General features: G+C 71.4%; 15 protein-coding genes. 7 read left to right on the plus strand and 8 right to left on the minus strand.

What is annotated here, in order from left to right:
* Positions 1 to 45: 45 nt before the first annotated feature.
* On the plus strand, positions 46 to 219 hold the full coding sequence (locus ACFY30_RS02475) for a hypothetical protein (RefSeq protein ID WP_390843325.1): 174 nt from the start codon (positions 46 to 48) through the stop codon (positions 217 to 219).
* A gap of 391 nt (positions 220 to 610) precedes the next feature.
* On the opposite strand, the gene ACFY30_RS02480 is transcribed toward ACFY30_RS02475, so the two are convergent.
* The 4 genes from ACFY30_RS02480 to ACFY30_RS02495 are packed head-to-tail and all read right to left on the minus strand — an operon-like array spanning position 611 to position 5,301.
* A complete protein-coding gene (locus tag ACFY30_RS02480) occupies positions 611 to 1,705 on the minus strand; it encodes a hypothetical protein (protein WP_390843326.1) in 1,095 nt (364 codons plus the stop codon).
* A gap of 32 nt (positions 1,706 to 1,737) precedes the next feature.
* Complete coding sequence (locus tag ACFY30_RS02485) at positions 1,738 to 2,676, minus strand: N-acetylneuraminate synthase family protein (protein ID WP_390658315.1); 939 nt, start codon at positions 2,674 to 2,676, stop codon at positions 1,738 to 1,740.
* A 13-nt stretch (positions 2,677 to 2,689) separates the two neighbouring features.
* Entirely contained in the window at positions 2,690 to 3,907 is a 1,218-nt protein-coding gene (locus ACFY30_RS02490) for a cytidylyltransferase domain-containing protein (protein ID WP_390843327.1), read from the minus strand.
* 32 nt (positions 3,908 to 3,939) lie between these two features.
* Positions 3,940 to 5,301, minus strand: a complete 1,362-nt coding sequence (locus ACFY30_RS02495; RefSeq protein WP_390843328.1) for a DUF6716 putative glycosyltransferase — start codon at positions 5,299 to 5,301, stop codon at positions 3,940 to 3,942.
* Between the two features lie 197 nt (positions 5,302 to 5,498).
* Between ACFY30_RS02495 and ACFY30_RS02500 the strand changes: the two genes are divergently transcribed.
* The 5 genes from ACFY30_RS02500 to ACFY30_RS02520 all read left to right on the plus strand — a co-directional run bounded on the left by ACFY30_RS02500 (position 5,499) and on the right by ACFY30_RS02520 (position 10,677).
* A complete protein-coding gene (locus tag ACFY30_RS02500; protein WP_390843329.1) occupies positions 5,499 to 6,485 on the plus strand; it encodes a glycosyltransferase family 2 protein in 987 nt (328 codons plus the stop codon).
* Positions 6,485 to 7,813, plus strand: coding sequence for a polysialyltransferase family glycosyltransferase (locus ACFY30_RS02505; protein WP_390843330.1), 1,329 nt, complete (start codon positions 6,485 to 6,487; stop codon positions 7,811 to 7,813). The genes ACFY30_RS02500 and ACFY30_RS02505 overlap by 1 nt, the downstream gene beginning before the upstream one ends.
* 164 nt (positions 7,814 to 7,977) lie before the next feature.
* Positions 7,978 to 9,009, plus strand: a complete 1,032-nt coding sequence (locus ACFY30_RS02510; protein ID WP_390843331.1) for a glycosyltransferase family 2 protein — start codon at positions 7,978 to 7,980, stop codon at positions 9,007 to 9,009.
* Complete coding sequence (locus ACFY30_RS02515) at positions 9,002 to 9,418, plus strand: GtrA family protein (RefSeq protein ID WP_390843332.1); 417 nt, start codon at positions 9,002 to 9,004, stop codon at positions 9,416 to 9,418. The genes ACFY30_RS02510 and ACFY30_RS02515 overlap by 8 nt, the downstream gene beginning before the upstream one ends.
* Positions 9,415 to 10,677: an NAD(P)/FAD-dependent oxidoreductase gene (locus ACFY30_RS02520; protein ID WP_390843333.1), complete on the plus strand. Its 1,263-nt coding sequence runs from the start codon at positions 9,415 to 9,417 to the stop codon at positions 10,675 to 10,677. The genes ACFY30_RS02515 and ACFY30_RS02520 overlap by 4 nt, the downstream gene beginning before the upstream one ends.
* Positions 10,678 to 10,732: 55 nt before the next feature.
* On the opposite strand, the gene ACFY30_RS02525 is transcribed toward ACFY30_RS02520, so the two are convergent.
* From ACFY30_RS02525 to ACFY30_RS02535, 3 genes are read right to left on the minus strand one after another with little or no spacing between them, the layout of a single operon-like run.
* Positions 10,733 to 12,409 carry a hypothetical protein gene (locus tag ACFY30_RS02525; protein WP_390843334.1) on the minus strand — a complete coding sequence of 559 codons (1,677 nt, stop codon included), beginning with the start codon at positions 12,407 to 12,409 and terminating at the stop codon, positions 10,733 to 10,735.
* A gap of 4 nt (positions 12,410 to 12,413) precedes the next feature.
* Entirely contained in the window at positions 12,414 to 14,753 is a 2,340-nt protein-coding gene (locus ACFY30_RS02530) for a glycosyltransferase (protein ID WP_390843335.1), read from the minus strand.
* On the minus strand, positions 14,750 to 16,159 hold the full coding sequence (locus ACFY30_RS02535; protein WP_390843336.1) for a glycosyltransferase family 29 protein: 1,410 nt from the start codon (positions 16,157 to 16,159) through the stop codon (positions 14,750 to 14,752). Before ACFY30_RS02535 ends, ACFY30_RS02530 begins: the two co-directional genes overlap by 4 nt.
* A gap of 270 nt (positions 16,160 to 16,429) precedes the next feature.
* Between ACFY30_RS02535 and ACFY30_RS02540 the strand changes: the two genes are divergently transcribed.
* Positions 16,430 to 17,554: an acyltransferase family protein gene (locus ACFY30_RS02540; protein ID WP_390843337.1), complete on the plus strand. Its 1,125-nt coding sequence runs from the start codon at positions 16,430 to 16,432 to the stop codon at positions 17,552 to 17,554.
* A gap of 152 nt (positions 17,555 to 17,706) precedes the next feature.
* Here ACFY30_RS02540 and ACFY30_RS02545 read toward each other — a convergent pair whose 3' ends face one another.
* A complete protein-coding gene (locus ACFY30_RS02545) occupies positions 17,707 to 19,287 on the minus strand; it encodes a methylmalonyl-CoA mutase (protein ID WP_390843338.1) in 1,581 nt (526 codons plus the stop codon).
* Between the last annotated feature and the right edge of the window lie 24 nt (positions 19,288 to 19,311).

A 19,311-nucleotide genomic window follows, 5' to 3' on the forward strand; every position in this document is an offset into this window, starting at 1 on the left:
TCCACCCGACCTGGAGCTTGCCCTCGTCGAACAGGCGCCCGATCTGTGCTGCCGGTCGGCGATCGGCGTAGCTCACTGCGTCCCGGCCTCGTCGCCGTCCCGGTCGAGGGCGCTCCCCCCAGCCAGGTCGTCCTGGTCAGTCGCAAGGGCGACCCGAATCCGCTGATCGGGAATCTCCGGCTGGCGGCCAAGGCCGTCCTGACCGCCCCGGCGGCCTGACCGGGACCGGCCGGCCCGCTGGGCGCCGAACCGCACCAAGCGGCGCCGCACGCGTCGTCGAACGCTGCTTCCGCCCATGCGATGCATCGCGTTTCGGGGTGGGTGGGTGCGCTTGCCCGCGCGCGCAGGGTGCCGCTGCGCCCACCCGTGCCGCCCCAGCGGCACGACTGCCCGCAGCTACGGGGCCCAGCCATCGAGCAGCGTGACCACCCCCAGGGGCGCGGGGAACTGCGCGACCAGCCACCCCGGGCCCGCGACAGGCCCACAACCGGCCACACCGGCCGCAGCCACCGGAGCCGTCGAGCAGCGTGACCGCAACCCCCCAAGGGGCGCGGGGAACTGCGCGGTCGGCCTCCGTGGGCACGGGGGCGGTCCGCAACCGGGGGGCGGGTCAGGCCGGGGTGACCGCTGCCAGGCGGTGGACGTCGCGGGCTGTGCCTGTCACGCCGGAGAGGAAGCCCTGGGCCCTCGGCGAGGCGTGGTCGGTCAGCCAGGCGGGGTCGATGTCGCAGACGGCCACGCGGACGTCCGTGCCCGACAGCGCCAGCGGCAGGGTGTGGACCACCGTCGACGGGAAGCTGAGCACCGTCCGGCCGATCGGGCCCCGCCGGGCGATCACTTCGAGGGGGAGGTCGGGGCGGACCACCTCCAGGCCCGTCTCCACGGCCAGCCGGTGGAGTTTGTCCGCGCTCTCGCGGCGGTGGGCGAAGTAGCGGGCCGCGCCATGGGCCCGCGCCAGCGCGCGTACCGCCTCCAGATAGCGGTCGGCGTCCACCACCCCCGTCTCCACCAGCGACGTACCGACCATGTCCGCGCCCTTCGTCACGCGCGGCGGACCGAAACGTGCCCGGGTCCAGGCGAAGGTGTGGGCCGTGACGGTGACTCCCTCGGGGCTGTCCTGTATCGGCATCGAGGAGAAGACCTCCACCCGGCGTCCCCGGGCCGGCGTCAGCCGGCGCCTGGCCGAGGACGACACCGGCGCGAAGAGGACGTCGCGGGGGCCGGGGCGGCCGCCCTTGCGGTGCCAGCGGACCAGCCGCTCGCCCCGGGCCAGCTGGCCCACGAACTCCATGGTGGCCGTGCCGTCGTCGACCACGACCAGGTCGGCGGCCCTGGTGATGGTGAGCAGCAGCTGGACGTAGCGCGAGAAGGGGTCCCCCATCACCACCCGCCTCGCCCGCCGCAGCATCGGCGCCAGGCCGCCGATCGTGCGGAACGGGGCCGCGGTACCGCCCCGTGCCTCCTCCCAGCGGACCGTGTGGCCCTCGTCGCGGGCCAGTTCCGCCATGCGCCGCAGCTGGCCGCGCGTCATGGGGTCGTTCGGGGACAGGACGACGAGGGTGAGCTGCGCGCCGGGCTCCTCCCGGGCGGGCGGCGCGTGCCGCGCGTGCGCCCACTCGAGCACGTTCAGGAGCTGCACCGGGCTCTCGACGAACGCGAGGGTGTGGGGGGTGGTGCCGGTGCGCGTGCCGGCGCGGGGGCTCATCCTCGTACGACCGTCCCGTAGTGGTGGGTGTCTCAGACCGTGACCGGCTCGCCCGCCGCCGCGGCGATCTCCGCCTCCGCGACGACGCCGGAGACCCGGCGCAGCTTCTTCATGGGGCCGAGCTCGGAGTCGTAGACCTTCTTGACGCCGTCGCCGAGGGAGGCCTCGATGGTGCGGATGTCACGGACGAGGCGCGTGAGGCCCTGCGGCTCGACGGAGGCGGCCTGGTCGGAGCCCCACATCGCGCGGTCGAGGGTGATGTGGCGCTCGACGAAGACGGCGCCGAGGGCGACGGCGGCGAGGGTGGTCTGCAGGCCGGTCTCGTGGCCGGAGTAGCCGATCGGGACGTTCGGGTACTCCTTCTCCAGCGTGTTGATCACACGGAGGTTGAGCTCCTCGGCCTTCGCCGGGTACGTCGACGTGGCGTGGCACATGAGGATGTTGTCGGAGCCGAGGACCTCGACCGCGTGGCGGATCTGCCTGGGCGTCGACATGCCGGTGGAGAGGATGACCGCGCGGTTCGTGGAGCGCAGGGCGCGCAGCAGCTCGTCGTCCGTGAGGGAGGCCGAGGCGACCTTGTGGGCCGGGACGTCGAACTTCTCCAGGAAGGCGACCGCCTCGGTGTCCCACGGGGACGCGAACCAGTCGATGCCCTTCTCCTTGCAGTACTCGTCGATCTGGCGGTACTCGTCCTCGCCGAACTCCACGCGGTGGCGGTAGTCGATGTAGGTCATCCGGCCCCAGGGCGTGTCGCGCTCGATGTCCCACTGGTCGCGCGGGGTGCAGATCTCGGGGGTGCGCTTCTGGAACTTCACGGCGTCGCAGCCCGCCTCGGCGGCCACGTCGATCAGTTTGAAGGCGTTCTCGAGCTCGCCGTTGTGGTTGATGCCGATCTCGCCGCAGATGTAGACCGGGCGGCCGGGGCCGACCTCGCGGGAACCGAACGTGCGCAGACGGGAGTTGGTGCTCATGGCGGAGATGTCCTTACGTGGTGAGGGGGTCGAGAGAAGGTCCGAGGATCCAGCCGGCGATCTCCCGGATCGCGCCGTCGCCTCCGGGGAGGGAGGTGACCGCGCGTGCGGCGCCGCGTACGACGTCGTGGGCGCTCGCGACCGCCACCGGCCAGCCCACGAGGGCGAAGCAGGGCAGGTCGTTGACGTCGTTGCCGACGTAGAGCACGCGCTCCGGCGCGATGCCCTGTTCCTCGCACCACTGCTTGAGTGCGAGGTCCTTGCGGTCGATGCCGTGCAGGACCGGGAGCCTCAGCTTCCGGGCGCGGGCGGCGACCACCGGGTTCTGTTCGGTCGAGAGGATGAGCAGCTTCAGGCCGCTCCTGCGCAGGGCGGCGATGCCGAGCCCGTCCCCGCGGTGGACGGAGACGAACTCCCGTCCGTCGGAGTCGATCAGCACCCGGTCGTCGGTCTGGGTGCCGTCGAAGTCGAGGACGACCGCGTCGATGTCGTCGAAGGCCGGCAGGGCGTCCGGGAGGTCCGCGTCGAAGAGCGGGGCCAGGGCGCGGGCCCGCGCGAGGTCGTGCGGGTCGTCGATCTCCAGGACCCGTGCGGGGTCGGTGCGGACGAGTTCCGTACGGCCGAAGAAGCGGTGCCCGTGCTCGCGGAAGCCACGGGCGTCCATCGCGTAGGCGGCGCCGGTCTCCAGGAAGTCCTGGGGGCGGTCCTGGCGGCGCGGGCGGTAGGACTTGTCGTGGTTGACGCCGAGGCCGCCCTCGTCCGCGCCGTCGGCGTGCCGCCAGACGAAGCCGTGGAAGGGCGCGACGGTCACCGCGGTGTCCGCGCCCTGCTCGGCGACCGCCGCGGCGACCCCGTCGACGTCCTCGCGGACGAGGAAGGGGCTGGTGCACTGCACGAGCAGGACGACGTCGACCGGGGAGCCGTGCAGGGCCTCGTGGGCGTCCATGGCGTGCAGGACGGCCGCCTCGGAGGTGGCGGTGTCGCCGGCGATGGCCGCCGGACGCAGCACGACCTCGGCGCCCGCCTCGCGCGCGGCGGCCGCGATGGCCTGGTCGTCGGTGGAGACGACCACGTCGGTGACCAGCCGGCCGGCGCGGCACTCGCGGACCGCGCGCGCCACCAGCGGGACACCGCCCACCGGGGCCAGGTTCTTCGCGGGCACTCCCTTGGAGCCGCCGCGCGCGGGGATCACGGCGAGCACGCGGCGCACCCCCGCGGGTGAGTCGGACATGGGCTCTTCTCCTCGGGGCTCGGAAAGGACGCTCACAGCTCCCCCATCCGCCGGATGACCGGCGCCACCCGCTGGACCCCGTGCCGGTAGGCGCCGCGCGCCGCCCGGCGCACGATCTGCCGGACCGGGCCGGGTTCCCGGTCGGCGGCGGGCGCGCCGGGCAGCGGGCTGCCGTCGGGGCCGAGGTGGTGGCGGGCGAGGATCCCGGGCAGATAGCCGGGGGCGGTGGCGGGCGTGTAGTAGGGCGTGAGGGGCGGCAGTCCGCCGGGCCGGTCGAGCAGCTTCGCGATGCGTTCGCGGGCCGCGTCGAAGGCTCTGCCGTAGGAACCGTCGGCGGCGACGCCCTGCCGCGACACCCATTCCTCGTCGGGTGCGGGCCGGTGGCCGGCGTCGAGCTGGTCCCAGGAGGCGAGGCAGCCGGAGCCGACGAAGTGGTGGTTGCCGAGGGCCTCGCGCACCCCGAGGTCGCTGAGGACGACGGTCGGGACACGGCGGTGGAGCGACTCCAGGGCCGCCGTGGAACTGATCGTCACCAGGAGGTCGGTGCGGTCCAGGACCTCGCCCATGTTGCCGTACACCAGGCGGAAGTTGGGCGGCAGGTCGAGCCGCTGCGCCAGCTTCTGGTAGGGCAGCTCCTCGATGTGCGTGGTGTGTTCGCCGGGCCTGGAGCGCAGCTTCAGCAGCACCTCGCGCTCGGGGTGCAGCCGTGCGTGCCGGACCAGCCGGTCGAGCAGGTACGTACGGTCCTTGCGGCTCTCCGGTACGGAGGGCTGGGCGGCGAAGACGACCGTGTAGGGCCTGCGCCCCTGCTCCGCAGACGGGTCGTGCTCGCCGGCGTAGGGGGCGCCGCCGAGGAACGGCAGGGCGACCTCGGTCACCGAGGCGGAGTCGGCGCCCACCCCGTCGTACACCGCGCGGAACCGCTCCGCGTCCTGGCGGGAGTTGGCGAGGACGAGGTCGGCGCCGTGCCGCAGCAGCAGACCGTCGGCGAGCTTCTCGTAGACGACGCCCACGTAACCGGTGACGACCACGGGCCGCGCGGCGGTGCCCTCCCAGACGCGCTTGAGGCCGTGCAGGACCGCCTGGACGCCGCCGCCGACCAGCGCGAGGACGACGACGTCGTACGAGGTCCGCGTCATGGCGCGCAGGAACTCGACGGCCGTGACCTCGCGCAGGGAGTCGGCGCGCACGCCCACTTCGGCGAGCTGACGCGGGGTGGGGGTGGCCCGGCCGCGCAGGAGGAATCCGTCGAGGACGGGGAGGACTGGGTCGGCTTGCACCCCGCTCGCCGGTCCGGGCACGATCCTGGAGGCGGTCAGCGCACCCCATTTCCACCGGGTGTCCGAGTCCGCGAGGACGGCAATCCGCGGGGGGTTCGCAGTACTTGCTGGCACGCCGAAGACGCTAGAAAGCAAAACCCAGGGTTGGCCCAACCGCGACTCAACGAAAAGTTAACAGCAGCCCACCGGACACCGAACTGGCCCGCGAACGGCTGTCACGCACACGCGGTGCACCATTCCGACACATCGAGTTCACCCCCTGTCTCCTCAACGGAAAGTTCCGCTGCCGGGGCCCCTCCTAGGATTTCGGTGTGCCAAAGCTTTCCGTGATCGTGCCGTTCTACAACGTCCAGCAATACGCACCGGACACCCTCAGAAGCCTTCGTCTGAACGCCCGGCCGGACTTCGAGTTCGTGCTGGTGGACGACAAATCGAAGGACGAAACTCCGGCCATTCTCGAACGGGCGGTCGAGGAGCTTTCGGAGGTCGCCCAGGTGCGTCATGTCCGCCATGAGGAGAACGGGGGCCTCGCCACCGCGCGCAACACCGGACTCGACGCGGCGCGGGGCGAGTATCTGACGTTCCTGGACGGAGACGACTGGCTCGCGCGCGGCCATCTGGCCGAACTGGTCACCGCGATCGAGACGCTGGGCTGCGACTTCGTGCGGACGGACCATGTGCAGGCCACCGGGCGCGTCCGCACGATCGTGCGGCATCCGCTCGGGCGGCGTGACGAGGTGCTCAGCCCCCGCGAGGCGATCCTGCCGGCCGACCGCTCCACGTCCGTGGACTACGCCTACGCCTGGGCCGGCGCCTACCACCGCCGCCTCCTCGACCGCGGTCTGCTGCACTTCACGGACGGGCTGCGCACCGCCGAGGACCGGCCCTGGATCTGGAAGCTGCACCGGGAGGCGGAGTCGTTCGCGGTGCTGAACCTGCACGGCGTCTTCTACCGCCGGGGGGTCGCCTCCTCCCTCACCCAGATCGGCGACGCCCGCCAGCTGGACTTCATCCGCGCCTTCGACCAGGTCGTCGAGGAGACCGCCCGGGACCGGGAGGCGGAACGGCTGCTGCCGAAGGCGGTGCGCACGTACTGCGCGATCATCGCCCATCACCTCGCGGAGACCGACAAGTTCGAGCCGGCCGTGGCCAGGCAGCTGCGCACGATGAGCTCGGCGGCCATAAAGCGGATGCCGCAGGAGCTGCTCACCGACGTTCTCGACACCATGGACCTGCGCCGCTCCGCCCGGCTGCGGCGGCTGCGGCGGCAGATCACCAGCGCGAAGGCGGCCGCCTGATGGCACCCACGACGACACAGATCTTCTGCGCCTCCACGCTGTACGGCGCGGCCACGCTCGCCGCCGCCCTCGACGCCGGCTGCTTCCCGGCGGCGGACCGGCGGCTGTTGCTGGTGTGCAACAACGCGACGACCCCGGAGACCACCCCGGCGCTCGACGAGATGCCGGGCTTCGAGCCGCTGCGCGACCGCTTCGACGCGGTGCTGTCCTGGAACGACGCGATCAGCCCCTTCCACCCCGGCGCCTGGTCGCCGCGCCCCGACGACGTCCCGCTCCTGGAGCGGTATCTGCGGCTGCTGTGGGGGCTGGGCGAGGACCGGGTGGAGATCGTCCTGGAGTCCATCCAGGTCAACCCCGCCCAGGCCGTCGCCCAGGTGTTCCCGGGCGCGCCGGTCGAGGTCTACGCCGACGGCCTGATGAGCTACGGCCCCACCCGCAACAAGCTCGACCCGCTGATCGGTACGCGGGTGCGGAGGCTGCTCCATCCGGACCTGGTGCCCGGTCTCGTACCGCTGCTGCTCAGCGAGTTCGAGGTGCCGGCGCGGACGGTCCCGGCGGGCGCGTTCCTGAAGGTGCTCGGGCAGGTCGCCGACGCCGTGCCCCGGCTGCCCCCGCTGCCCGACGGCTTCGCGCTGCTGCTCGGCCAGTACCTGTCCGCGCTGGACATCCTCTCCGTGCGGGAGGAGGAGGACCTGCATGTGCGGATGATGCGGGGTGCGGTGGCGCGGGGTCACCGCTCGGTCGTCTTCAAGCCGCATCCGACCGCGCCGGCCCGCTACAGCCGTCTGCTGGAGGCGGAGGCGGAGAAACTGGGTGTCGAACTCACCGTCCTGGACACACCGGTGCTGGCCGAGGTGCTGTTCCAGAAGGCGCGGCCCGCGCTGGTCGTGGGCTGTTTCTCCACCGCGCTGTTCACCGCGGCGGCGTTCTACGAGCTGCCGGTCGCCCGGATCGGCACGGAGGCGCTGCTGGAGCGGCTGACGCCGTTCCAGAACAGCAACCGGGTGCCGGTGGTGCTGGCGGACGCGCTGCTGCCGGACCTGGAGGAGAAGGACGAGACCATTCCGGCCGACACCCTGGCCGGTCTGCTGTCCGCCGTCGGATTCGTCATGCAGCCGCAGATCCTTTCCGGTCTCCGTCCGGCGGCCGAGGATTACCTGCGCACCCGTCTGGATCCGCGCACCCGGCGTTACTTCCGGCGCAAGCGGCTGACCTCGCTGGGGCTTCCCGGTGGTATCCCGGAACGGCTTTCGTTCCTTCCGCACAACTCCACGGCGCGCCGGGTCGTACGGCGGGCGAAGGCGTTGCGGAAGTCGATCGGGCGATGATCCGTCACCGAATGCGCGAATAAATCCGAAAAGACGAAGAGCAATGGGGACGTCTGCTTCCGGACGTGAGGAGTTGGGCCGGGGTTAACCCGCGCTCCATAGCTTCCCCGAATGCTGCAAACAGCGTTCCCCCAAGCCCCGTTCAGGAATGCGGGCGGGCCGGCATGACCCAGCAGGACATACGCCCGCCCGCAACCGCCCCGGTTCCCGCTCCCGCGTCTCTCCCGCCGGCCCCGAAGGCCCCGCGGCGGCGGCCCCTGATCTCCTACGTCCTGCCGGTCTACAACGAGCGGGACGGCATCGCCGCCTTCCACGCCGAGCTGACCGCCGCCCTCGCCGGCCGGCCGGAACTCGACTTCGAGCTGGTGTACGTCAACGACGGCTCCGCCGACGGCTCGCTCGCGGTCCTCAGAGGTCTGGCGGAGCAGGACGACCGGGTCCGGATCGTCGACTTCGCCCGCAACTTCGGCCACCAGATCGCCATCACCGCCGGTCTGGACGTCGCGCGGGGCGACGCGGTGATCGTCATGGACACCGATCTCCAGGACCCGCCCCGGGTCAGCCTGGAGCTGGTGGACGCCTGGCGCGAGGGCGCCGAGATCGTGCACGCGCGGCGGCGCAGCCGCCAGGACACCGTGTTCAAGCGGACCACCGCGCACCTCTACTACCGCGTCCTGCGCTCCTCCACCGAGGTCGACATCCCGCTGGACACCGGCGACTTCCGTCTCCTGGACCGGCGCGTCGCCGACGAACTGCGCAAGTACCGCGAGAAGAGCCGGTTCGTGCGCGGCATCGTCGCCTCGATGGGGTACCGGCAGACGGAGGTGGCCTTCGACCGCGACGAGCGCTTCGCCGGCGAGACCAAGTACCCGCTGCGCAAGATGGCCAAGCTCGCCGTCGACGGCGTGACCAGCTTCTCCACCGTGCCGCTGAAGATGATCACGCGGCTGGGTTTCGTCGTCCTGGCCCTGTCGATGACCGGCATCCTCTACGCCCTCGCGATGAAGTTCCTCCGGCCCGACCTCACCGTCTCCGGCTGGACGATGCTGATGGTCGTCGTGCTGTTCCTGGGCGGCGTCCAGATGCTGTCGCTGGGCGTGATCGGCACCTACGTCGGACGCATCTACAGCGAGGCCCAGGGGCGGCCGCTGTATCTGGTGCGCGAGGTGATCGGCGGGCCCGAGGCCCATGACTGAGACCACGGCCCCGGTGGCGGTCGCCGGCGACCGGTCCCGCACCGTGCGCCAGCTCGTCCGCTACACCCTGATCGGCGGCAGCGGGGTCACCCTCGACCTCGTCGTCTTCCTGCTGCTGCACAACACGGCGGGCATGGACGAGCAGTTCGCGAACGCGCTCAGCACCACGCTCGCCATCACCAACAACTTCGTGCTGAACGCACGGTTCACCTTCGAGCGCCGCGACCGGATCGTCGTCCGCTTCCTGCGCTTCTACGCCGTCGGCCTGACCGGCGTCGTCCTGACGAACCTGCTTTTCCTCGCCCTCACCGACGGACTCGGGGTCGACGCCAACCTCGTCAAGGCGGGTTCCCTGCCGCTGGTTCTGGCGCTCCAGTTCGTGCTCAACAGAAAGTGGAGTTTCGGATGAACCTCGGCATCATCGGGGCCGGTGCCACCGGGCTGACCGCCGCCTGGGACGCCGTACGGGCCGGCCACCAGGTGACCATCCTGGAGGCGGCCGGCGAACTCGGCGGGCTCGCGGCCTCGTTGGAGGTGGGCGGGGTTCCGCTGGAGCGCTACTACCACCACATCTTCCGCAGCGACAAGGCGATGATCGCGCTCATCGAGGAGCTGGGGCTGGGTGACGCGCTGCGCTTCCACAAGCCGACGACCGGTATCTACCGGGGCGGGAAGCTGATCGACTTCACCACCCCGTTCGACATGCTCCGCTTCCCAGGGTTCTCGCCGCTGGACGCGGTGCGTTTCGCGGGCTCGTCGGCCGTGCTGAAGGCCGTCCGCAACGGCGAGCGCTACAACGACCTCACCGCCCTGGCCTGGCTGCGCAGGCGGGCCGGGAGGAAGGCCACGGCGGCCATCTGGGAGCCGCTGCTGAAGGGCAAGTTCGGCGACCGCGCCGAGCAGGTGTCGATGGCGTGGCTGTGGGCCCGTATCCACTGCCGGACCTTCGAACTCGGTTATGTGGACGGCGGTTTCGAGCGGGTCTACGCGGCGCTGCGGGACGGGATCGAGGAGCGCGGCGGGAAGGTCGAGTTCGGCAAGGCCGTCGAGACGATCCGGCAGGAGGGCGACACGCCGGTCGTGACCTGCGCGGACGGGTCGACGTACCGCTTCGGCCGGCTGATCGTCACCACCCCGCAGCCCGCCTTCGCCAAGGCGGCCGGGCTGCCCGCCGAGGACACGGTGTGGCAGAACCAGTACCTGGGCGCCACCTGCTTCGTCCTGGAGATGGACCGCAGCGTGATCCCCTACTACTGGCTCAACATCAACGAGCCGGACTTCCCCTTCCTCGCGGTGGTCGAGCACACCCAGATGATCGACCCCGCGGTGTACGGCGGCCGGCACGTCCTCTACGTCGGCAACTACGTCGAGCGTGAGGACTGGCGGTTCACCACCGACCCCGGTGAGCTGCTGAACGCGTTCGTGCCGTACCTGAAGCGGATCAACCCCGCCTTCGACGCCTCCTGGATCAAGGACTGGCACTTCTCGAAGGCCGGCTTCGCCCAGCCCGTCGTGACGCCGCGGTACCGGGCGCTGATCCCCGGCCACGAGACCCCGATGAGCCGGGTCACGCTGGCGACGATGGCCCAGATCTACCCGCAGGACCGGGGGCAGAGCTACTCGGTGGAGATGGCGCGGAAGGTGACCGCCTCCCTCGGCCTGCGCTGACGCCCACCGCACGGCGAAGGGCCCCGGCCGGTCGACCGGGGCCCCCTCGTCGTGGTCACTTCCGCGTGCACACCACCAACGGTGTCTGCGGATCCGGCGGCGGGCAGTCGTACGTCGCCTGGACGCGGCGCCGCAGCCCCGCGTCGACGTACGCGAGCCGGAACCAGGCCCGGTCGAGAATCGCGTAGGGCGCCGGGTCGTGGTCGACGCAGTCCGCGTTCTCCTTGAACGACTTCAGGCCGGCCACGTCCGGGACGAAGCGGGTGCGCTGGAGGAAGGTGGCGATCGGGTAGCGGCACTGGGCCGGGTGGCCGAGGTGGTAGACCGTGTCGCCGAAGGCCAGGTACAGCACCCTCGCCCCGGCCGGGATCTGCGCGCGGAGCCGGTCGGCGTCCCTCTGCTTGATCTCGGCGCTCCGGTGGAACGTGGCGTTGGTCGACGACACCTTGCCGTACTGGGCCAGGTGCGGGGAGCTCGGCCAGACCGGTCCGGCGAGCAGGACGACACCGGCGAGCGCGACCGGGGCCGCCGACCCTCCGGGCACGCCCTTCAGCCGGGTGTCGGCCACCGCGGCGAGCAGGGCGACGAGGCCGAGCACCCACAGGGTCGCCGGGCGCTGTACCCCCTCCGGCAGCCGGGTGTAGAGCGCGGGCAGCGCGCCGTACAGCAGGGACACGGTGCCGAAGCACCACGGCGGGGTGCGCGAACCGCCCACCGCGAGGCCCCACACGGCGGCGGCCAGGACGGTCAGCTGGACGGCGTGGTACGGGAACCAGTTGCCCTGGACGATCACCACGGCCAGCGAGCCCGAGCCGATGAGCACGGCGATCGTCAGCAGCTCCAGGCGACGGGCGCGGCCCCGCACCCGGGTGAGGAGCAGCAGCAGCGCACCGGGCAGGAGCAGCAGCACCGGGGTGAGGACGGCCCGGTCGCCGAGGAACTCGAAGGAGCGGTGGAGGATGAGGCCGGGGCGGATGCCGGTGCGGCTGAGGGCCGACTGGTTGATCTGCGGCATGTCCTCGGTCCACTGCAGCTCGTGGGAGCCGGCGAGGACGCTGAGACCGAAGAGCGCGAGCGCGCCGGGTACGGCGGCCAGGGCGACGCGGGTCGCGCGGCCCCGGTCGACGGCCCACAGGATCAGGACGCCGAAGGCGGCCGTGGAGGCGGTGGAGTACTTCATCATGACCGCGAGGCCCAGCGGGAGCGCGGCGACCAGGGCGGCCGGCCAGGGGCGGCGGATGCCGAGGGCGGCGGCGACGCCGAACACGGTCAGCACCACCGCCGTCCACTCCGGCTGGAGGAAGTCGGTACGTGGGGCGAGGACGAGGACGAGTCCGGTGGCGCCGGCGGTGAGGGCCGCCTCCCGGGCGGTGACCCGGCGCAGGAGCGCCGTGTGCAGGGCGAGGGCCGCCGCGGCCACGACGACCGCGCCCTCCGCCTCGATGACCGTCTCCCGTACGACGACACCGCCGGCCGTCGGCATGTCCAGCAGCGCGATGAACCACCGGTAGAAGAAAGGGCGGTGGGTGAAGACCTCGGACGGGGAGTAGCCGGCCTCGCCGCCCAGCCGCAGGGCGCCCAGCACGTACTGGAGGTCACCGGTCAGCCGGCGGGTCAGCACGGTGTACACGACGGCCGCCGCGGCCGGCACGGCGACCGCCGGCCACCACAGGGGTGACCGGCGGACGCGTGCGGCGGGGGGCGCGCCGACCTGCGCGGTCGTCGTCGCCATGGGGTCAGCCGCCCAGGACGGTGCGCAGGTCGGCCGCGTTCGCCTCGGTGACCTTCCACAGTTCCTGCTGGCGGCCGTGGACGTCGGCGACGGTGCGGTCGTGGTCGGCGAGCAGGTCGCGGGAGCGTTCCACGAGGAGGGCGGCGAGGTTGCGGTCGTGCACCGAGACACCCCACTCGGGGCGGTCGATGTCGCGCAGGAAGTACGCCATCTTGGGGTGCGAGATGAGGCTGATGATCGGGGTGCCGCAGCCGAACGGGATCATGCCGGCGTGGCCGCGCATGCCGATGACCAGCTTGGTGCGGGCGTACAGGTCGCGGATCTCGTCGTTCTCGAAGTCGTACATCGGGATGACGGGCAGCGAGACGCCGTGTTCGCGGCGCAGGTCGAAGGCGAGCTTCTCGTCGTCGAGGGAGTGCGCCACGCACCGCACCTCGGCCAGCTCTCCCAGGTCCTTGACGGCCTTGGCCATCTGGGCGAGGAAGTAGCCGTAGTCGTGGCCGAAGCGCAGGCCCGCGCGGTCGTAGGCGGCGTTGATCAGGATCGTGTCGTCGCGGGTCGCCGGGTCCTGCCAGCCGTCGACCAGCTGGCGGGTGACCGTGGTCGGGCAGGGCTGGAAGCGGACCTTGTCGTGAAGGTGGGCGGGGAGCATCGCCCGGACCTTCTCGATGGACCCGTGGTTGCGCAGGCCGAAGAAGGAGGAGCGCTCGACGAGCAGCCGCAGCGACTCCCGGAACCGGTTGGCCCGGTAGGACTGGCCGTCGAAGGCGTTGAAGCCGACGGCGTAGACCGCGATCGGTACGTCGACCCGGCTCAGCAGCTCGTCCGGGACGTTCCACTGCCAGGCGCTGTTGCCGTTGGGCATGGTGTCCGGGATGAACAGTCCACCGCCGCCGATGACCAGGCCCCGGCGGGCGTTGACCCGCTCCAGGGCGGCCTCGTCGAAGAGGCGGTGGGCGTGCACGGAGTGCCAGCGGCGGGCGGTGGTGTCGGGGCCGAAGGCGAGCCGGACGCTCTCGGGGAGCAGTTTGTCGCCGGCGTTGCCCTGGCGGTCCATGTAGAAGGCGACGTGGGCGAGCTGGTCCTCGGGGCTGCCCTGCTGCTGGGCGGGGACGCCGAGGGTGCGCTGGTGCCAGATGCGGCCGGCGCGGTGGGTGGGGTCGACGGTGAGGCCGGCGGTGGCGTACTCGCGGGCCCGGGTGTCGTCGCCGTGGACCCAGGCGATCTGGGCGAGCCGGGAGAAGGCGGTGGCGGCCCGGTTGGGGGCGGCGGTGGCGAGGTGGAGCTGCGCCCTGGCCTCCTCGTAGCGGGAGACGCTCATCAGGGCGTTGCCGTACACCTCGTGCGGCCAGGCCTCGTCCACCGGCAGGTGAACGCGCTCCAGGATGTCGACGGCGGCCTGGTAGTCGCCGGCGCCTATGTGGGCGAGGGCGACCTTGCGGGCGGTGTCGACGTCGCCGGTGCGCTCGACGTGCGGGGTGCCGTAGTGGATGAGCAGGTCGTGGTGGAGGGTGTCGCCGGCCTCCAGGTAGGCGGCGTGGAGTTCGGCGTCGGTCAGCTCGAACTCGGCCCAGCGCTCCTGCGCCTGTGTGTAGCCGGCCTCGCCGCCCTGCCAGGGCTTGTGGCGGCCGGTGAAGTGCAGGACGGCGGTGTCGTCCGGGACCGGGAGGTCGCCGGAGAGACGGCGCTTGACGTAGTTGTACCGGGGGTCGAGGTCGACGAAGTCGCCGTCCAGGAGAGCGTTGAGGATGCCCTGGTCGTGCTTGTCGAGCTCGTACCGCCCGCTGCGGCCGATCGCGTCGATCTTCGCGCAGAACTCGTCGGTCAGGTACTCCTTCTGGATGACGAGGAGACCGCTGTTGAGCATGCGGGTCTTGTCGCCGTAGAAGAACTGCGGGACGGCGGCGAGGCCGTGGCGCAGGGCGAGGAGTTCGGTGATCGGCCCGAGGACCACCATGTCGGTGTCCAGGGTGATCACGGTGTCGTAGTCGCGGATCCGGAAGACGTCGAGGATGAAGTACGCCTTGCGGACCAGGTAGTTGTCCTGGTCGCCCTTGACGTAGGAGTCGTAGTGGTCGGCGTCCACGCGGCGGAACCGCACGCGCGGGTGCAGGGCGCGGATCGCGGCGACGGAGGCGGGGCGCAGATCGTCGTGGAGGACGAGGAAGTCCTCGCAGACGTCCGGGTTGGACAGGGCGAGGGAGCGCAGCAGGACGAGGAAGCCGGGGAGGTAGTTCTCGTCGACGAAGCTCGCGAAGGCGATGCGGCGCTTGCCGGTCAGGGCGCTCGCGTCGGCGGCGGGGGCGGGCGCGGGGGTGGTGGGCGCGGGGGTGGTGGTCGTCATCGCAGGGAAATCCTCATGCCGGAGACGCTCTGGGCCCGTTCCATGACCCACGCCTTCTCGCTGCCGTATGCGTGCACGTTGGTGATGGCCAGCTTCATCGCCTCCGGGAGGCGGTAGGCGCCGCTCTCGTAGAAGTCGAAGCCGATCAGGTCGAGGGTGGGGCTGACGTCGAGGAAGTCCAGCAGCCAGAGCATGTTGAAGCCGGAGGTGGGGATGGCCTCGAACTGCTCGGTGGTCCAGCCGCCGATGTTCCGTACCGGCCAGCGCAGCGACTCGTCGTTGACGCAGGTCTGCGCGCCCGGGACGAGCTTGTTGCGCACCGAGTACTTCCAGTCGGGCGAGCTGCCGCTGAAGACGAGCCGGGTGTCGACCCGCTGGTCCCAGTTGTAGTTGTGCTTGTGGATGGTGACGTGGATGTCGGTCTTGCGGCCCGTGTGCGCGGGGTCGATGCGGTACGAGTTGAAGCGCACGACGAGGTCGTAGCCGTCGATCTCGGAGCCGAGCGAACTCTCGGCGACCGTGCCGGAGTTGGCGATGAGACAGATCGACTTGCCGGCGATCCGGTTGCGGAACTCGCCGAGGCTGAGCCACTGCACGCCGCCGAAGAGCGGGTCCGGGACCGGGCCGCGCATGCGGTTGCGGCGGGAGTCGGCGTACAGGGCGAGGGCCCGGGTGAGTTCGGCGGTGGGCCGGGCCTGCCGGGAGGTGGCCAGGTCGAGGTAGTGCGCGAGCGCCTCCTGGACCTCCTGTTCGGGCGTGCCCTGACGGTCCATCGCGAGCAGGGCGCCGACGAGGCGGGCCTCGGCGCCGCTCTGGTCGCCGACGGCGTGCGCGGCGAGGCCCTCGGCCCACACGTCGGTGGCGGGGCGGTCGCTGAAGCGGGCGGACTCGGGGACCGTGCGGCCGAGAAGGGCGAGCAGCTCGGTGCGGGCCCGGGTGGCGGCGTGGATGCCGTCGACGCGGGCGCGGACGCCGAAGCCGTCCTCCTTGGTGAGGTCGAGGTAGCGCTCGTAGGCCTCGGCGGCGGCCTCCGGCCGGCCCAGGGCCTCCAGGATCCGGCCGCGCAGCCGCCAGCCGGCGCGGGAGTTGCGGCGCTGGTGGAGGATGGTGTCGGTGATCAGCAGGGTCAGGTGCAGTTCGTCGTCGTAGGCGCAGACGACGGCCTTGTTGCCCACGTTGAGCAGCGCGTCCAGCACATCGTTGCCGAGGGTGCCGCCGCTGCCGGTGGCGGCCGCCCTGGTGCGCCGGAGGAGTCCGGCCGCGGTGGGCGCGGGCGCGGCCGTCTCCTGGGTCGCCCACAGGGCGAGGAGTTGACGCAGTGCCTCGGCGAGCGCGAGGCGGCGGGGGTCGAGGCTGCCGACGAGCTTGCCGCTGTGCACGGAGCAGGCGCGCAGGCACTCGTCCACTGTGACCGGGGATGGCGCTGACGAGGGCCTTTGCGGCCTGGTGTCTGACCCTCTGCTGCGGACCCTCGTCATGGTTCTCCTGGGCGTATGAAAAGCGTATTGACGTATCGAAACCTGGGGAGGTTGGGAGAACGTAAGAAAGGAAAACGACGCCCAGGTGAACCCCTCGGAACAGAGGAGCGAATGCTGAGGCTGTCGAACAGAAGTTTCTCGGGTGACGCCATAGGGTCCACATGGACGGCACTCATTCGCATTCCGAGGGACACCCGCGTGACACAGACGGTCGTGAAGACGGCACAGGGCGGCCTCATCGTCGACGCCCCGAAGGCGGCACCCCCGGGCGGCCGGCTGCGCGCCCTGGACGGCCTCCGTCTGCTCGCGGCCCTGATGGTGGCCTGCTACCACTACGGCGGCCGGGGCGGCGAGATCACCCACGCCTGGGGCACCTCGGCGGCGAGGGTCTTCCCGACCCTGCACACGCCGTTCGCCTACGGCTGTCTCGGCGTCCAGATCTTCTTCGTGATCAGCGGTTTCGTCATCTGCATGAGCGGCTGGGGCCGCTCGCCGCGCTCGTTCTTCGCCTCCCGCGCGGCCCGGCTGCTGCCCGCGTACTGGGTGGCGGTCGTGCTGGTGACGGCGGTCTTCGCCCTGCCGGTGGTCGTGTACGAGGCGGTCTCACCCAGCGACGTCCTGGTGAACCTGACCCTGCTTCAGCAGCCGCTGGGCGTGGACCGGGTGCTGGGGGTGGACTGGACGCTGTGGGCGGAGGTCCGCTTCTACGCCCTGTTCGCGCTGTGCGTCGTCCTGCCGGGCGCGAACCGGCGCCGGGTGATCCTGTTCTGCGCGGGCTGGATCCTGGCGGCGGCGATCGCGCAGGGCGCGCACCAGCCGCTGCTCGACCTCGTGCTGATGTCGCAGTACGCGCCGTTCTTCGTCGGCGGGGTCGGCCTGTACCTGGTCCACCGCGACCGCCGGGACCCGTACGCCTGGGGGATCACCGGAGTGAGCTTCCTGATCGGCCAGCACTACGCGGTCCGTTCCCTGTGGAACGCCGCCGACCCGAACGCCTTCGCCCACCGCACGTCCTTCGGCATCATCGCGGTCGTGGCCTTCGGCTTCGTGGCGGTGGGGGCGATCGCCCTGGGCCGGCTGGAGCGGCTGAACTGGCGCTGGCTGACGGTGGCCGGGGCGCTCACCTACCCCTTCTACCTGGTGCACGAGCACCTGGGCTGGGTCGTGGTGGAGACCCTGCACCGGCGGCTGGGAGTGCCGTCGTACGGGACGGTCCCGCTCACGATCGCGTCGATGCTGCTGCTGGCCTACGCGATGAACAAGCTGGTGGAGGAGCGGCTGACACCGGGACTGCGGAAGGCGCTGGCGGCGCCGCGTCGGTGAATTCCGGGTGAATGACGAAGCCCTTTTCAGGAAACTCCGCGGCGCGCCCCGATTCCCGCGATGACGATCTCCAGGCCCTCGCCGAAATGTCTGCCGTAACCGGGGAGAGACCGGTTCCGGCCTTGATCACTCATTCGGGGGAATGACCCTGCTCAGAACGCGTCGGTCGGCGCATACGTCCCCCACACCCCCCGCAGCGCGTCGCAGACCTCCCCCACCGAAGCCCGGGCCCGCAGGGCCTCCCGCATCGGGTACAGGACGTTGTCCTCGCCCTCCGCCGCCCTCATCAGGTCGGCCAGGGCGGTCCGGACCGCCGGACGGTCCCGCTCGGCCCGCAGTCGCGCGAGCCGCTCCGCCTGCCGGGCCTCGATGGCCGGGTCGACGCGCAGCGGCTCGTAGGGCTCCTCCTCGTCGAGCCGGAAGCGGTTGACGCCGACCACCACCCGCTCGCCGGAGTCCGTCTCCTGCGCGATCCGGTAGGCGTTGCGCTCGATCTCGTCCTTCTGGAAGCCGTGCTCGATCGCGGCCACCGCGCCGCCGAGGTCCTCGACCTTCCGCATCAGCTCGACCGCGGCCGCCTCGACGTCGTCGGTCATGCTCTCGACGACGTACGAGCCGGCGAAGGGATCCACCGTCGCGGTCACGTCCGTCTCGTACGCCAGCACCTGCTGCGTCCGCAGCGCCAGCCGCGCGCTGCGCTCCGTCGGCAGCGCGATCGCCTCGTCGAAGGCGTTGGTGTGCAGCGACTGCGTGCCGCCCAGCACCGCGGCGAGGCTCTGCACCGCCACCCGCACCAGATTGACCTCCGGCTGCTGGGCCGTCAGCTGCACCCCGGCCGTCTGCGTGTGGAAGCGGAGCATCAGCGACCTGGGGTTCCGCGCCCCGAACTCCTCCCTCATCACCCGCGCCCAGATCCGGCGGGCGGCACGGAACTTCGCGACCTCCTCCAGGACCGTCGTACGGGCGACGAAGAAGAACGACAGCCGCGGGGCGAAGTCGTCCACGTCCATGCCCGCCGCCACCGCCGTTCGGACGTACTCGACACCGTCCGCCAGGGTGAACGCGATCTCCTGCGCGGGAGACGCGCCCGCCTCCGCCATGTGGTAGCCCGAGATCGAGATCGTGTTCCACTTCGGGATCTCGGCCCGGCAGTACCGGAAGGTGTCCGCGACCAGCCGCAGCGAGGGCTTGGGCGGGAAGATGTACGTCCCGCGCGCGATGTACTCCTTCAGCACGTCGTTCTGGATCGTGCCCGTGAGCCGGTCGGCGCCGACGCCCTGCTCCTCCGCCACCAGCTGGTACATGAGCAGCAGAAGGGCCGCCGGGGCGTTGATCGTCATCGACGTGGACACCCGGTCCAGCGGGATCCCGTCGAACAGCACCCGCATGTCCTCGACCGAGTCGACGGCCACGCCCACCTTGCCGACCTCGCCGTGCGCGATCGGGGCGTCGGAGTCGTGGCCCATCTGGGTGGGCAGGTCGAAGGCCACCGACAGGCCCGTCGTGCCATGGGCGATCAGCTGCTTGTAGCGCGCGTTGGACTCCGTCGCCGTACCGAAGCCCGCGTACTGGCGCATGGTCCACGGACGGCCCGTGTACATCGACGGATACACGCCCCGGGTGAAGGGATACGATCCCGGCTCGCCCAGCTTCTCCGCCGCGTCCCAGCCCTCCAGGGCCTGGGGCCCGTACACCGGCTCGATGGGCAGTCCGGACTCCGAGTGACGCGTCATGGGTGTGATGCCTCCCGCCGAGCA

The organism is Streptomyces sp. NPDC000345, assembly GCF_042898825.1.
In the GTDB taxonomy this organism is placed as follows: Bacteria; Actinomycetota; Actinomycetes; order Streptomycetales; family Streptomycetaceae; genus Streptomyces.